A 15,174-nucleotide genomic window follows, 5' to 3' on the forward strand; every position below is an offset into this window, starting at 1 on the left:
AAATCAGATCTTTATGTAAAAATAATAGCGTACAGACGCACGGACAATCCAGCCTGCGAGTGTATAAAACCTATTTCTGCCAACAGAATAAATTATTCCATTTACATCCCGAACATCCATTCGTACAATAACAGAAAGTAGGTGATGTAGGTGAACAGAAAAAAACAAATTGGCGAAATCCTCGATTACCTGAAAACAGAAGAACGTTTCGCCCAAAATATTGTCCACTGGCGAACGATACCCAGCAGAGAGGCCAAGAGCGTACCGTTTCCGACAGAATTGGATGCGCGCATACGGGAAGCGCTGGAGAGAAGGGGCATTCCTGCGTTGTACACCCATCAGGAGACCTCGTTTCGCCATGTGATGGCAGGCCAAAGCATTGTGGCAGTCACGCCGACGGCTTCGGGAAAAAGCATGTGCTATCATCTGCCTGTCCTGCAGACCTTGTCTGAGGATACACAGGCACGAGCGCTCTATCTTTTTCCGACCAAGGCACTGGCGCAGGACCAGAAAAGCGAGCTGCACGAGCTGATCAATGAGATGGGGCTATCCATCAAGTCCGAAACCTACGATGGCGACACGCCGGCACAGATTCGGCAGACCGTGCGAAAAGCAGGCAATATCGTCATCACCAATCCGGATATGCTGCACTCCGCAATCCTGCCTCACCATACCAAGTGGGTTTCCTTTTTTGAGCATTTGAAATACGTCGTCATCGACGAATTGCATACATATCGCGGTGTTTTTGGCAGTCATGTCGCCAATGTCATTCGCAGACTGAAGCGGATTTGCGCGTTTTACGGGAGTCATCCGCAGTTTATATGTACATCGGCGACGATTGCCAACCCGCGCGAGCTGGCAGAACAGCTGACAGAGGAGCCTGTCATGCTGGTCGACAACAACGGGGCGCCAGCAGGGACCAAGCACTTCCTGTTCTACAACCCGCCTGTGGTGAATCGGCAGCTCAACATCCGGCGCAGCGCCACCCTGGAAGCGCGAGACATCACCGAGCAGTTCCTGACCAATGGCATCCAGACGATTCTTTTCGCACGCAGCCGTGTTCGTGTGGAAATTTTGCTGACCTACCTGCAGGAGCTGATCAAGCGAAAGCTGGGACCTAAGACCATTCAGGGGTACCGCGGTGGCTATTTGCCAAGTCAAAGACGTGAGATCGAACGCGGTCTGCGCAATGGCGACATCATGGGTGTCGTCAGTACGAATGCGCTGGAGCTGGGCGTAGATATCGGTCAGCTGCAGGTGTGTGTCATCACGGGCTATCCGGGCTCTGTCGCCAGTACCTGGCAGCAGGCTGGGCGCGCAGGCAGACGGCAAGGGGAGTCGGTCGTCGTCATGGTGGGCAGCTCGACACCGCTCGACCAGTATGTCATCTCCCATCCGGAGTATTTCTTTGACCGCAGTCCGGAGACCGCGAGAATCAACCCAGACAATCTGATCATTCTCGTCGACCATCTCAAGTGCGCTGCTTATGAGCTTCCTTTCAAGGAGGGAGAGCGCTTCGGCAGAGCGGAGATCACGGAAGTTCTTGAATTCCTCACCGAAGAACAGGTCTTGCATTTTTCCCGAGGAAAATGGTTCTGGATGAACGATTCCTTTCCGGCTCACAACATCAGTCTGCGCTCGGCTTCGCAGGAAAACGTGGTCATCATCGATATCAGTGAACGAGGCAACGAGCGTGTCATCGGGGAAATGGACCGCTTTAGCTCTATGACGCTGCTGCATGACGAAGCCATTTATCTGCATCAGGGGATACAGTTCCAGGTGGAAAAGCTGGATTACGAGGAAAAGAAGGCGTATGTGCGGGAAGTCCAGGTCGATTACTACACCGATGCCAACCTTGCTGTCCAGCTCAAGGTGCTGGAAGAGGATCAGTCGCGACGACATGCGGAAAGTGCCTTTGCCTACGGGGAAGTGTCTGTTCATGCGATGGCGACGATTTTTAAAAAGATCAAGTTCGAGACGCACGAAAACATCGGTTCCGGCCCGATCCATTTACCTGAGGAAGAGCTGCATACCAATGCAGCCTGGATCAGCTTTTCCAACACCTTATTGGAAACGATCGGGAAGGAGGATGTGGAGCGCGGGCTGGTCGGACTGGCACATGTCCTGCAGCATGTCGCGCCGTTGTTTGTCATGTGTGACCCGATGGACCTGCACGTGATTCCGCAACGAAAAGCGGTGCATTCCCAGCAGCCGACGATATTCCTCTACGACCGCTATCCGGGCGGCATCGGACTTAGCGAGCAGGTATACAAGGAAATGGAGACGATTCTCACACAGGCGGAGCAGCTCATCACCTCCTGTCCTTGCGAGTCAGGCTGTCCGTCTTGTGTCGGAGCAACGGACGATGGCAGCAAAGGGCTGGCTATGACCTTGCTGCGTGTCGCGCAAGGGGGAAGCACCTATGTCTCTTAAAGCCAAGCTGCAACGCATGAAAGGGCATCTCGTTAAAGAAGGCGACCAGCAGAAGACGGACACTCGGCAGGAGCAGGTGCCGGACTCTTCGCTTCTAGTGGAGGCGGACATTCCTTTTTCTGATCGCTGGAAAGAGCTGCAAGCAAAGCCTTACGTATGGGAAGGCGAGCATGTGATGATTCGCGAGGTGCGCTATCCTGTCGCCCATCAGCATGGAGCGTATTCATTCGCCGAGCTGCATGATGCGATTGCCGCCTGGGAAGCATCTGGCAGGCAGCATCCGTTGTCGACGTCAGGCAGAAAGGCCGAGGATTTGCTCTTTTTCGATACAGAGACGACAGGACTTTCCGGCGGAGCGGGAAACACCGTGTTTCTGCTCGGCTACAGCCGCGTAGAGGGGGACGAGGTCGTGATGCGCCAGCATTTTCTTCCCGCCCCGCACGCGGAAGTCACCTTGTATCACTCGTTTTTGGAGCAGGCCAAGAAGTCATCCCATCTCGTGACGTTCAACGGCAAATCCTTTGACTGGCCACAGGTGAAGACGCGGCATACCTTGATCCGCGATCAGGTGTCAGCCCTGCCGGTGTTCGGCCATCTGGATCTGCTGCACGGGGCGAGGCGCTTGTGGAAGGATGAACTGGAATCCTGCCGCCTGTCTTTGATCGAGCAGGTAAAGCTGCAGGTTACTCGTGAGGACGACCTGCCCGGTTTTTTGGCGCCAATCCGTTACTTCGACTTCCTCCACAGCCAGGACCCATCTGTGATCGAGGGTGTTCTGCGCCACAACGAGCTGGACGTCCTGTCTCTGATTACGCTCTACACGCATATTTCCCGCTTGATCCTTCAGCACGAGCATGAGGACGTGTCCTGCGAAGAATGCTTTGCCATAGCCCGATGGTATGATGCACTGGGTGATCAGGAAGCGGCGATCCAGGCCTATGCGTTTGTCGCGGATAGTGAGCACCCTTGGAATGTTCGGGCGAAGCTGGCGCTCGGGCAGCTTTATAAAAAGCAAAAGGACTGGAGGCGAGCGCTGCACATCTGGGAGTCCTGCATGCAAGGGACGCGCTTTGTTCCGGAAGAGATCTACATCGAAGCGGCAAAGCTATGCGAGCATCAATTCAAGGACTGGGAAAAAGCTTTGTCTTACACAAGAAAAGCGTACGAACAATGGAAGCAGCGTTCATCCCTGCTGCGGCAAAAAAACAGAGCAGAAGCGCAGGCCTACGAAAAGCGGATCACGCGTCTGGAACAGAAGCTGGGCGGAGCTGTTGAGGAAGTGGATGGGATGGGGAGTCTGTTTTTCTGATTCAAAAAGGGGACATCCATCCCATTGTCTAGAATGGTCGGCTGGCCATAAGGAGGAGTTGGCACGATTGAGCTTGGAATGAGCAAGCAGGAAGTGGAGGCGTGCATCCAGGCCTATACAGCGAAGTACATGAAACCATCCTATAGCGAAAGATTTTTTGAACATGTCTTCATGGTGAAATACGATTCCGAAGGTCGGGTTGGAGCCGGACATACAAGAGGACGAGCGGAAATACTTGTATTTTGAATCGGTCAGTATCAGCAGATAAGCGAGAAAGCCTCCCTTTGCCAGGTGCAGAATAGACGCGCAGGCGAAGGAAGGCTATTTTTTATTTGGAGGACTTCACATATTTCTCCCGGTACTCGTCTGCAAGCATCGCCATCAGGATCGAGTCATGGTACTCATGGTTGTAGTACAGGGCCTGACGCTGTACGCCTTCGCGCTGGAAGCCCAGTTTTTCGTAGGTGTGAATCGCACGTTCGTTAAAAGCGAAGACGTTCAATTCGATTCGATGCAGATTGAGGATGCCGAAGCCGTAGTCCAGCATCAGCAGCATGGCTTCGCTGCCATAGCCTTTGCCTTGAAACTTGGAGGAGTCGATGGCGATGCGGATGTAGGCATTTCGATTGTTCCGGTCGATTCCTCCGATCTGCACATCTCCGATCACTTGGTCGTTCTCGCGCAGTGCAATCAACAGCAGCACACTTGACGAGTCGTTGGCTTTTCCTTGAATATATTGAGCGATTTCCTCGCGGGTAAATGCCTTCTGGGTGCCCGTCAAGCGACGTGCTTCGGAGTTGAACAGCATTTGAAAATACAGCTCGGTATCATCAAGCCCGACTGGACGCAGATAGACGCGCTCCCCTTCCAGAAAGCGCACGGGAGTGATTGAATGTTCCTGATGAGACATGGTGATTTCCTTCCTTCCGATTCGTTTCCACTAGCTTAATTGTTTTGTGTATACTTGAAAATATGCAGTTTTATCAAAGTGAAAAGGACAGATTGGAGAGATTCGATGCTGCTGACACCGGTCTGGACAGATAACGGGAATGAACCACAGTATGTACAATTGTACGCCTATATCAAAAAAGAGATCGTCGCGGGAACCTTACCGGAGAAGACACGCCTGCCTTCAGTGCGGAAGCTGGCGGATATGCTGGGGCTGAGCACGACGCCTGTCGAGATGGCGTACCAGCAGCTGCTTGCAGAGGGATTTATCATCAGCCGGCCGCGCAGCGGATACTACGTCGAGCATTTGCCGGAGCCGGAGATAGCTCCCCGAGCGAGCCGTCCAAGGGATGGACAGGCGGGAGTGGATCGTCCGTTGCTCAGGGATGCTCGCCAGTACGAATACGACTTTCACATGTCACAGAACGATTTTTCTCTTTTTCCTTATACGGATTGGCGCCGTCTCTACAATCAGACGCTTCGTCTGGAACGGCAGGAGGATCTGTTTTTCGGCGATCCTCAAGGCGAGCCTGGACTGCGCAAGCAAATCGCCGAATACCTGCACCAGCATCGGGGAGTCGTCTGTACCCCCGACCAGGTCGTCATCTGCTCTGATCAGTTTGGATTGCTCTCTCTACTCAGTCTGATGCTGAAGACAGATTATCCGCAGATTGCTGTGGAAAATCCGGGCTATTTGCTGTTCGCTCATACGTTTGCGCGTCATGGCTTTGAAGTAAAGCCCATCTCGCTTCTGGAGGATGGAATCGACGTGAGGGAGCTGGAGCAAAGCGGCGCCAGACTCGCGGTCGTCTCTCCATCGCATCAGTATCCGCGCGGCATGATTATGCCAGTTGCCAAGCGCATGCAGCTGCTGGAATGGGCAAAAGCGGTGAACGGCTACATCATCGAAGACGATTACGATGGAGAATTCCGCTATCACGGCAGGCCGATCCCATCCTTGCAGGGACTTCAGACGAACGCCCGCGTGATTTACATGGGCAGCTTTTCGCAGGTCATCGCGCCCGCCCTGTGCATCTGGTATATGGTGCTGCCACAGAGCCTGCTGGATCGCTATTATCAGCTTGTAAGAGAGACGCTGCTGGAGCAATCCTCGTCGCGACTCCACCAGGTCACCCTGGAAGCCTTTATGAAGAAAGGGATGCTGGAAAAGCATCTCCGCAAAATGCGCAGCCTGTATCGCAAAAAGCACGATGCCGTCATGCATGCAGTACAAGAGCATTTTGGCGAGCGGGCTGTCCTCTTTGGAAAAGACGCTGGCTTTCACATGCTCCTTCGGGTAGAAACCCCTCATAGCGAGCTCCAATTGAACGAGCGGGCGCGACAGGCAGGAGTGCACACTTCCTCGGCATCGTATACCTGGCTGCGCCCTCCGGCAGAGCAGCACAAGGAATTTTTCCTCGGCTTTGCCGGTATACCGCTGGAAAAGATTGAGCCGGGTATCAAAGCGTTGGCTGGAGCCTGGCTTGACTAACTGCCAGCCCTTTTTGCAGCCTGTCGACGCCCTCCATAATTTGCTCTTCGGACAGGTTGCCATAGCCGATGATTAGCTTTTCCGTGTGTTTGTCTTTTTGGATGGTGTGATCAGAGACGGGGTACAGACGAACGCCGCAATCTTCCAGCTCTTTGAGCAGAGCGGGTGTGAAGCGTACCCCTGCAAAAGCCGCGACTACATGCAGACCAGCGGAGGCCCCCCATATGCTCACCTTGTTCGAGAATGCCTGTGTCAGAGCATCGTACAGGCATTTTCTTCTTTTTTTGTAGAGTTTTTTGACACGATTCAGATACTTTTCCAGATGTCCGTCCTCGATGAAAAGCCCGAGAGCGAGCTGGTCGAGTGAAGGCGTATGCAGGTCCGTAAACCATTTCGCCTCCTGGTAGCGATGGACGAGCTCTGGCGGAAGGACGAGATAACCGAGGCGCAAGCCGGGCGAGAGGATCTTGCTGAAGGAACCGACGTAAATCACGCGCTCGGCTGCCAGTCCTTGCAGGGAGCTGATCGGCGGACTGTCGTAGCGAAACTCACTGTCATAATCATCTTCTACAATGTAGCAGTTCGCTTGACGAGCGTATTGGATCAGTTGGATGCGCCGCTGGATCGGCAAAGTACCCCCCAGCGGAAACTGATGCGAGGGCGTGACGAAAACAAAGCTGGGGCGCACCTGTTCGGGATCTGGCAGCAAGTCCGTCATCATTCCGGCTTCATCTGTGGGTACAGGGATCAAGCTGGCGCCAGCAGAGGAAAAAATCGTCTGGATGTCTTGTGTGATGGGATCCTCCATTACAACCTGGCTGTTTGTGGTCAGCAGCACCTTCGCAATCAGCGTCAGCGCCTGTGTGGCACCGGAAGTCATGACGATTTGCTCAGGCTCGCATTGCACGCCTCGTGTCCGGTACAAGTAGCGGCTCAATATTTGGCGCAGCTCCAGACGTCCTTCGGGGCGATTGTAGCCGAGCGCGGAGAGCGGAGCCTCGTGACAGACGCGCTGCACCATTCGGCCCCAGACCGTACGCGGAAAGAAATCAAGTGCCGGCACACCCGAGCGAAAATCGATCAGAGAAGGAGCTGCTGGCAGGTCGTTTTCTGGTATCAGCCATGCTTCCTCCTGCCGAGCTTGTTGCTCCAGGTACATGTCGGGTACGACGTAGAAGCCCGAGCCCTGCTTGCTTTCAATGTAGCCCTCAGCGAGAAGCTGGTCAAAGGCCTCGATCACGACATTGCGGGAAATGCACAACTCCCGAGCGGCTTGTCGTGTAGAAGGGAGTTTTTGGCCTGCCTTTAATTCCCCCTGCAAAATTTTGCTTCGCAGCTGGGTGTACAATTGCCGAATCAACGGCAGCGGACTGTCACGGTCGATGGTTAGATAGAGCATGTGCGTGCACACCCCTTAAAAAGTGGTTCTATTAAAATAGCTGGAAACTGGTCCTAATCGAGTTTAGCTTACCATGATATGGTTGTGCGAAGAAGTCCACATCCATGACGGGAGGCAAGACCATGCGAGGAGAGGAAATCAAGACAGCGGAAGTGTTGAGGACGATTGCGCGCAATCCAGCAATCCAGGAAATGGTGATGCAGTCACCGCAGTTGTACACGCTGCTGCTGGCTGCAGCGAAGCGATACGTGACTGGGGAGACAAGTGCGGAGCTGTTGGAGCGGGCCGTCGTGCTGGCGGATCAGGGATACCTGTTGTCAGCCGAGTACATCGGGGAAAATACCAAGACCATACAGGAGTGTAGCCAGGCAAAAGAGCATTTTATTCAGCTAGCACGAGATTGCGGGAGAATCCGCCGACCTGTTGGAATATCGTTCGACTTGTCACATATTGGGCTGCTTCTCGATCCGCAGCTGGCGTATACCCATGCGGAGGAAATGGCGGAAGAGGCGCGCAAACAGGATCATTACCTCATGGTCAGCATGGAGGAATCGACTAAGACAGAAGCTATTGTCCAGCTGTATGAGCAGCTGGCAGAGAGGCATGAAAATATCGGGATCACCATTCAAGCCCATCTCCATCGGTCATTCGACGACCTGACGAAGGTCTTGCAGAAGCCAGGGAAAATTCGGCTGGTGAAAGGAGCGTTTCGGGAGCATGAAGCGGTCGCCTTGGGACGCGGCGAGGAGTTGAACGAACGGTATTTGCTGCTTGCAGAGCGGTGTGCCCTGTCTGGTCACGACATTTCTTTTGCGACCCACGATCAGCTCCTGATCGACGAGCTGGAGAGAAGAGGCTATCTGCACCTGCGGCACGCTGAGCTGGAAATGCTGTACGGCGTTCGGCCAGAGCAGGCCAGATTGATGCGGGATAAAGGTGTCACTGTGCGACTCTACCTCACCTACGGGACGGAGTGGTACCTCTATCTTTGTCATCGGTTGGCAGAATATCCGCCTCACATCCACCAGGCCATTGCAGATATGGCGGAGCCTTCTCGTACCCAAAATCCGGGTTACGAATGAGCAGACCAGACAGCAAAATCCACTCTTTTTGGAAAAGAGTGGATTTTTTTACAGTATCGGAAAGTATAAACTTCTGTGAGTAAAACGTCCCGATACTGCAAGAATAACCTACCTCTAAAACGCGGTCGCACGTCATTGAAATGGCCTCGATAGAGGTTTTCTTACTATATAGGAAAGTATATAATTTTGAGGGGCGCAAGTCCCTCTATTTGTTGGTAAAATCGTTATATGGAGACAAATATTCTTAAACAGATTTTTATCGATCATTGGAATCCCTTTGTTAAAAAGTATGGGGAAAGAATCCGTCCTTCGGTTCTGAAAGAAGTTCAAAAGTTTCTTAACTGCGGAAACCCTAAAAACGGATTTAAACTATTCGTTTGTGAAGGATGTCATCATACAAAAAGAGTTCCATTCCGTTGTAAGGGACGATTTTGTACTCGTTCTTCCTGCATAATCATGTAGCTTTTTCATGATTGTAAACGTCTATATTTGTATGAAAAAGACGGACCATTCGCAGATGAGCCGTCTATGGGGGTATGCATTCATGGTTACAGGAAAGTCGAGGCGCTGGTTGCTGGCGTTATGCATGTGCTTGATGATGATGGCAATGATGCCCACGGGCATTGCTGCAGTTGCGCAAGCAGAAGTGGCGATCAAGCTGGATGCCAAGATCGGCTTTGAAGGGTCATTTAAAGAAACGGGTCTGGTTCCCGTCCAGGTGAGTATCACCAATCTAGGCGCTGATATCGAAGGCGACTTGGTTGTGACGGCTGGTGATCATAATGCGAGCACGAACGGGGTTGCGCATTACCAACCTGTATCCGTGGCGAGCGGGGTTACGAAACAGGTCACGATTGTCGTTCCGGGACATCACATTCAAACGTATACACACGTCTCCTTTATGCAAGGCGATCAAGTGCTGGCGCAGACGCGCGTATCCAGCATGGGATACAGTGGCAATACCCTGATGATCGGCGTGTTGGCCCAAAATCCGAATACAGCCAATTACCTCGGTGTCATGCCAAGAGATGTATGGACCAAGAACGTCAAGGTTTTTCCCATGAAGCCGGAGCTGGTACCCGTATCAGGCGTACAGCTGCAAATGGTAGACATGCTCATCTTGAACAATTTTGCGCTTGATACGCTGAATGCCGGACAAATTCAGGCTATTCGCGAATGGACCCAGTTAGGTGGATTGCTGGTCGTAGCAGGAGGACCTCAATATAAGAAAACAGTCGGAACCTTGCAGGACCTGTCGCCAGTTGAGGTGACAGGGGAAGCACTTGTGCAGACATTTACTGCATTGCAGGTGGAGGACAATGCGCTTGAACTGACTTCTCCCTTTACGGTGAGTACAGGTACCCTCAAGGAAGGGAAAGTGCTCGCAGAAGAAAACGGGATTCCTTTGTTCGTCGCCCGCAACTTTGGTGAGGGAAAAGTCCTGTACGTCGCCTATGATCTGGCGCAGGAGCCATTGGCAAGCTGGTCTGGAAATGGCCGATTGTGGGCAGAAATGCTGCCCAATGCTTTTGGCTCGACACTGTTTCAGGAAAAAAACTACCAGCTGCAGGATCAGGTCTGGCCGCTGCGAAGAGCGTCCGAGCAGATTCCTTCTTTAAAGCTTCCAGAGGTGAGCTGGTTTGCACTGCTTTTCGGTGTCTATGCATTGATTGCTGGCCCCATTCTGTTCTTTATTTTGCGATATAAAAGAAAACAAAACTATATGTGGGTAGTGGTGCCGATTCTTTCGGTGATCACGGGTCTGGGCATTTTTTCATTCGGGGCCTATCAGCGTGGTACAGGCATTTCCTTGCATCAGGCTGGATTGGTAGAGCTCAATAATTCCGGACAGGCCAAGGTGAGTGCCGTCACCGCGATGTTTGTGCCGAGCAGTGGCGATTACAAGATGATCGTACACGGTCCGGGCTTGGCGGAACCGTCACTCACAGGAAGACGATCAGAAGAGAATCTGAATCTCTGGTCCCTGCTGGATGTGGATCGTGCCGAGCTGAACTTCCGCAATGTAGAGTTCTGGTCGATGCGCAATGTCGTATCCCAACAATATGTCGCAGATACAGGCGGGTTTGTATCGGCCTTGACGTATTCGAATGGAAAACTGAAAGGAACGGTCACCAATCAGACCAAGTACCACTTGCGTGACGTGCGAATCCTGGCTGGAACCCAGATACAGGACGTCCCCGAGCTTGCGCCTGGCAGCTCGGTCGAGGTAGATCTGAACTACGCGCCGTCTGCACAGCTGCTGCAGGGCAAGATGCATCGGATCAGCAGCAGACTGGTACCACAGAACAAACAGACCGGCATGCGGTACGAAACACGTGAAGAGCTGATGGTTCAGGTACTGGAGGAAAGAGATTACGGCAGCTACGACCCTAGTCTGGCCTCTCCCTTGATGATCATGGGCTGGACAGATCAGGCCGTGACAGAGGTCTCCGTAGAGGGTTCGCCAGCAAAGTCAGAAGGCATCTCGTTGGTCAAAGCACCATTGCAGGTGAAGCCATCCGAGAGTGGAGAGGTGTTTTATCCGGCAGGTTCCTTCGATATCATCAAGTCGGGAAATACAGCCAAACTGGAAGAGGTCCCGAATGGCTATTACATGGAAAAAGGGAATATCACCTTTGACATCGATCTTCGTCCCAATGGTGAGCAGCTGGAGATCAGCAAGCTCTACATGTTCACCTGGTCGGAGGACAGTGCCTATTTCTCCAAGGAGATCTACAACTGGCAGACGGAAAGCTTTGAAGCGTATGAAAATGTGTTTGTGAACAACATCATGACGGGAGACAAAGCCGCGAGCTACGTGTCTGAAGCTGGCACACTTCGCATCCAACTGTCTCATGACGCAGATGATAATCGCCACCTTGGCAGACCGCTTGTCAGTGTGGAAGGGAAGGTGATCACCCGATGATACGGATTCAGGATCTGCGAAAACGATACGGCAAAATGGAAGCTCTCAAAGGACTGACACTGGAAATCGAGAAAGGGACCGTGTTTGGCTTCGTCGGACCCAATGGGGCAGGAAAGTCTACGACAATGTCTATCTTGGCTACTCTACTGGAGCCTACCAGCGGAAAAGCGTACGTGGGTGGATATGAGGTCACAGAGCGGCCGAAGGAAGTGCGCAAGCTAATCGGCTACATGCCAGACTTTTTCGGCGTATACGACAATTTGACAGCGGAAGAATACCTGGATTTTTACGGCGCCAATTACGATATCCCTCTGGCAGAGCGAAAACAGATCATACCGCAGCTGCTGGAGCTGGTCAATCTGACCCATAAGCGTGATGCCTATGTAGACTCGCTCTCTCGCGGAATGAAGCAGAGATTAGGGCTTGCCCGCTGCCTGGTTCACAATCCGGAAGTGCTGATTCTGGATGAACCGGCGTCCGGATTGGATCCGCGTGCCCGAATCGAACTGCGGGAGATTCTCAAGGAGCTGCGGGACATGGGCAAGACGATCATTATCAGCTCGCATATTTTGCCGGAGCTGGCGGAGATGTGTGATGTGATCGGTATTGTCGAGGAAGGAAATCTGGTCGCATTTGGCCGGGTCGATGAAATCTACACCAAGATGCAGGAGAAAAAGCTTTTGCGAATTCGCCTGCTCGACCGGATCGAGGAGACGATGGAACATCTGAGGCAGCAGCCCACTATCGCAGGTGTGACACAGGAGGGCAACTGGATCGCAGTAGGATTTACAGGAGACGACCAGCAGCAGGTCGAGCTGTTTCGCGATCTGGCTGTTTCCGGTTACCCCGTGGCGGCTTTCAATGAAGATCAGGGGGATCTGGAAGAGATCTTTTTGGAAATCACGAAAGGGGTGGGCTCATGAACATCCTGAGACGATTGAACAATCCCGTTTTGTTCAACGAGTGGAAGATGAGAATGAGAAGCGGGCGTTCGCCCTGGATGATTTTTAGCTACCTGCTTATTTTAGGTGGCATCACCCTGTTCTACATCTTCCTGGAGACTGACGGAGGGACGTATTACAATCCCAACGACACGCGGGAGCTTTTCATGATGCTGTCTATTCTGCAGCTGGGCATGATTGTTTTTGTCGTGCCGGGTCTGACTTCGGGCGCTATTTCCGGCGAGCGGGAGAGGCAGACGTTGAGCATTCTTTTGACCACCAACGTGAGCGCTACTCGGCTGATTTTGGGCAAATGGCTGTCTTCACTCAGCTTCATGACGTTTCTGGTATTTGCCACGATTCCGCTGTACGCCATTGTCTTTCTGTACGGTGGTATTTCTCCTGTGCAAGTAGTCAAGGTGTTTGGTTTTTATCTGATCACGATGTTCGGGATCGGCAGTATCGGTGTGCTGTTGTCCACCCTGATCAAGCGAACCGGCATTTCGACGGTCGTCACGTATGCCATCGTCTTTGGCTATTCGATCGGTACGATGGTTCTGGCGGAAATCATTCGGGAGTTTATCCGTTACCAGCGTCGTATGGGCAATCTGCCGTCCAGCACCAATTCAGACTGGACGGACATCATTTACAGTCTGAACCCCCTGTTTGCGATCCTTCACATTTTTGAAGAAGGACCAACGAACAATGTGGGCTTGAGGTATGGAACCTGGTTTCCCGCGATCGATCCTTTCTGGTACTATGTCATCTTTTTTGGAATGGTGACGGTGGTTTGCCTGTTGCTGGCTATTTACGCGATCCATCCTGTTCGCCCTCGCCTGTTCAGGGCGGCACGCAAGGAGAAGTAAGCCATGTTCACGAACCAATCCAACAACGAATTGCAGTCGCTGCTGGAGCCGATACGCAAGCGCCTGGGAGTCAGGCAGCTTGTTCGTCAATTGACGATCTACGGCCTGTGGGGTATGGGGGGAAGCGTTTTGCTTCTCCTCGTTGCCCGTTTTTGGCCAATCCAATATTACGCCTGGTTGGCGATCGCAGTACCGCTCTTGGCGCTGCTGACGGGTGGTCTGCTGACACTTGGGAAGCGGCCTACGCTAGAGCAGTCTGCGCAAGTGGCAGATGAGCAAGGCTTGGCACAGCGAGCCGTTACTGCATGGGAGCATCGAGAGAGTCAATCCGTGATCGCTTTGCGTCAGCGAGAGGATGCGCTTGGCCACTTGCGTAGGCAGCTGCCCAAGATTGTGGAAAGCATCCTGATCTGGCCGCAGGTGCGCAGGAACATCTACACGATGGGCGGACTTTTAGCGGTAGTGGTCGTTCTGCTGATCGTACCCAATCCACAGGACGGCAGGCTGGCTCAGATGGCATTGGAGCAGCAAGCCCTGGAAGAAGCGCAGCAGGAGCTTGCGGCCATCCAGGAGGAAGCAAAGACGAACAACACATTGAGCGAAGAACAAAAAAAGCAGCTGGAAGAGCTGTTGGAACAAGCCAAAGAGGCTTTATCCAAAGCGGATGATCCGGCAGAACGCCTGAGCGCGCTGCGTGCAGCGGAAAAGCAGCTGGATAAATGGAGAGAAAACGAAGTACGAAAGCAGGCTGCCCTGCAGCGAGTACAGCTGGCGCTGAGCAATCATACAGCAACCAGTCCGCTAGCCGATGCGCTGGCAAAAGCAGACCGTGAATTGCTGGTGGAAGCCTTGCAGCAGACGGCGCAAGCGTTGGAGGCGATGTCGGCTCAAGAGCTGGAAAACCTAGCAAAAGAACTGGAGCAGACGGCCGATCAGCTCAGTCAGGAAGCGATGGCTACCGGCTCCAAGGAAGCGCAGCAGGCTGCACAGCAAATGGCCGAAGCAGCACAGCAGCTGGCACAAGGGCAAATCCCGGAAGGCATGCTCGTGCTGGAGCAAAGCATGATGCAGGCATTGACGACAGCTGGGCGGACGCAGCAGGGGATGCTCGCAGCAGCACAGACAGCAGCTTCTTTGCAGCAGTCGCAGATGACGCTGGCCAGTGCGGCCGCAGGCAGTCAAGGCAGTAACAATGCGGCAGCAGGCCAAGGTGCTCAGGCAGGTGCAGGCCCAAGCACACCTGCCTCCGGGACAGCCACTCCAGGCACGGGTGCATCCCAGCAACCGAGTGGTACTGCTGCAGGCAACACTCCAGGTGACTCTGGTACAGGGACTGGCAATCCAGCGGGCACGGAAGGAAATGGAGCGGGCGCCGGGAATGGTGCTGGAGCAGGCAACGGGGCAGGTACAGGGACTGGCGCAGGAAACGGCGCAGGTAACGGGGCTGGTTCAGGTACTGGAGCGGGAAGCGGTCAAGGTGGAGGCGCTGGACTGGGAGCCGGAAATCACGAACTGGTCACGGTGCCTTCCCAGCGTATCGGAGATGGCAGTGGTCCCTCTGATACAGTCAGCGGCCCTTTGGGAGCAGGACCGTCGCAGTCGCAGCAAAGCGGAAACACGCAAGTTTCCTCCGGTGGGACTCTCCCTTACGCGGAAGTCTATGGCGAGTACGCAGAATTTGCCCGCGAAAGCATGGAGAAAGGCAGTATTCCGAGTGATTATCAAGAAGTCGTGAAGCAGTATTTCAGCAACATTGAACCTGATTAAGGATGGAGGAG

10 protein-coding genes and 1 pseudogene are annotated in these 15,174 nt (G+C 53.2%); 9 read left to right on the forward strand and 2 right to left on the reverse strand.

What is annotated here, in order from left to right:
• Nucleotides 1-150: 150 nt before the first annotated feature.
• A complete protein-coding gene (locus JZI27_RS03930; RefSeq protein ID WP_280206849.1) occupies nt 151-2,433 on the forward strand; it encodes a DEAD/DEAH box helicase in 2,283 nt (760 codons plus the stop codon).
• Complete coding sequence (locus JZI27_RS03935; RefSeq protein ID WP_280206850.1) at nt 2,423-3,742, forward strand: ribonuclease H-like domain-containing protein; 1,320 nt, start codon at nt 2,423-2,425, stop codon at nt 3,740-3,742. Before JZI27_RS03930 ends, JZI27_RS03935 begins: the two co-directional genes overlap by 11 nt.
• Nucleotides 3,743-4,070: 328 nt before the next feature.
• Here the strand turns inward: JZI27_RS03935 and JZI27_RS03940 are convergent, their stop codons facing one another.
• Nucleotides 4,071-4,652 (reverse strand): GNAT family N-acetyltransferase, encoded by a 582-nt coding sequence (locus JZI27_RS03940; protein WP_122909968.1) that lies wholly within the window; start codon nt 4,650-4,652, stop codon nt 4,071-4,073.
• Nucleotides 4,653-4,757: 105 nt separating this feature from the next.
• Here JZI27_RS03940 and pdxR (JZI27_RS03945) point away from each other — a divergent pair, with 105 nt between their 5' ends.
• Nucleotides 4,758-6,182: a MocR-like pyridoxine biosynthesis transcription factor PdxR gene (gene pdxR / locus JZI27_RS03945; RefSeq protein WP_280206851.1), complete on the forward strand. Its 1,425-nt coding sequence runs from the start codon at nt 4,758-4,760 to the stop codon at nt 6,180-6,182.
• On the opposite strand, the gene pdxR (JZI27_RS03950) is transcribed toward pdxR (JZI27_RS03945), so the two are convergent.
• Nucleotides 6,151-7,581 (reverse strand): MocR-like pyridoxine biosynthesis transcription factor PdxR, encoded by a 1,431-nt coding sequence (gene pdxR, locus JZI27_RS03950; protein ID WP_280206852.1) that lies wholly within the window; start codon nt 7,579-7,581, stop codon nt 6,151-6,153. The genes pdxR (JZI27_RS03945) and pdxR (JZI27_RS03950) overlap by 32 nt on opposite strands.
• Nucleotides 7,582-7,703: 122 nt before the next feature.
• On the opposite strand from pdxR (JZI27_RS03950), the gene JZI27_RS03955 reads away from it, so the two are divergent.
• From JZI27_RS03955 to JZI27_RS03980, 6 genes and pseudogenes are all read left to right on the forward strand, one after another.
• On the forward strand, nt 7,704-8,663 hold the full coding sequence (locus JZI27_RS03955) for a proline dehydrogenase family protein (RefSeq protein WP_122909965.1): 960 nt from the start codon (nt 7,704-7,706) through the stop codon (nt 8,661-8,663).
• A gap of 228 nt (nt 8,664-8,891) precedes the next feature.
• Nucleotides 8,892-9,110, forward strand: a pseudogene (locus JZI27_RS03960) (transposase zinc-binding domain-containing protein); the annotation flags it as partial.
• 97 nt (nt 9,111-9,207) lie between these two features.
• Nucleotides 9,208-11,589 (forward strand): DUF7408 domain-containing protein, encoded by a 2,382-nt coding sequence (locus JZI27_RS03965; RefSeq protein WP_280206854.1) that lies wholly within the window; start codon nt 9,208-9,210, stop codon nt 11,587-11,589.
• Nucleotides 11,586-12,512: an ABC transporter ATP-binding protein gene (locus tag JZI27_RS03970; protein ID WP_122909963.1), complete on the forward strand. Its 927-nt coding sequence runs from the start codon at nt 11,586-11,588 to the stop codon at nt 12,510-12,512. The genes JZI27_RS03965 and JZI27_RS03970 overlap by 4 nt, the downstream gene beginning before the upstream one ends.
• Entirely contained in the window at nt 12,509-13,396 is an 888-nt protein-coding gene (locus JZI27_RS03975; RefSeq protein ID WP_122909962.1) for an ABC transporter permease, read from the forward strand. Before JZI27_RS03970 ends, JZI27_RS03975 begins: the two co-directional genes overlap by 4 nt.
• 3 nt (nt 13,397-13,399) lie before the next feature.
• Nucleotides 13,400-15,163, forward strand: coding sequence for a hypothetical protein (locus JZI27_RS03980; protein WP_280206855.1), 1,764 nt, complete (start codon nt 13,400-13,402; stop codon nt 15,161-15,163).
• The last annotated feature ends 11 nt before the right edge of the window (nt 15,164-15,174 follow it).

The sequence above is a fragment of the Brevibacillus sp. AY1 genome (assembly GCF_029870785.1).
Taxonomy (GTDB): Bacteria; Bacillota; Bacilli; order Brevibacillales; family Brevibacillaceae; genus Brevibacillus; species Brevibacillus invocatus.

Excerpts from the sequence above, each read along its gene's own strand:
- JZI27_RS03935 (WP_280206850.1), top strand. The coding sequence starts at position 2,423 with ATGTCTCTTAAAGCCAAGCTGCAACGCATGAAAGGGCATCTCGTTAAA.
- JZI27_RS03940 (WP_122909968.1), bottom strand. The coding sequence starts at position 4,652 with ATGTCTCATCAGGAACATTCAATCACTCCCGTGCGCTTTCTGGAAGGG.
- pdxR (WP_280206851.1), top strand. The coding sequence starts at position 4,758 with ATGCTGCTGACACCGGTCTGGACAGATAACGGGAATGAACCACAGTAT.
- pdxR (WP_280206852.1), bottom strand. The coding sequence starts at position 7,581 with ATGCTCTATCTAACCATCGACCGTGACAGTCCGCTGCCGTTGATTCGG.
- JZI27_RS03955 (WP_122909965.1), top strand. The coding sequence starts at position 7,704 with ATGCGAGGAGAGGAAATCAAGACAGCGGAAGTGTTGAGGACGATTGCG.
- JZI27_RS03965 (WP_280206854.1), top strand. The coding sequence starts at position 9,208 with ATGGTTACAGGAAAGTCGAGGCGCTGGTTGCTGGCGTTATGCATGTGC.
- JZI27_RS03970 (WP_122909963.1), top strand. The coding sequence starts at position 11,586 with ATGATACGGATTCAGGATCTGCGAAAACGATACGGCAAAATGGAAGCT.
- JZI27_RS03975 (WP_122909962.1), top strand. The coding sequence starts at position 12,509 with ATGAACATCCTGAGACGATTGAACAATCCCGTTTTGTTCAACGAGTGG.
- JZI27_RS03980 (WP_280206855.1), top strand. The coding sequence starts at position 13,400 with ATGTTCACGAACCAATCCAACAACGAATTGCAGTCGCTGCTGGAGCCG.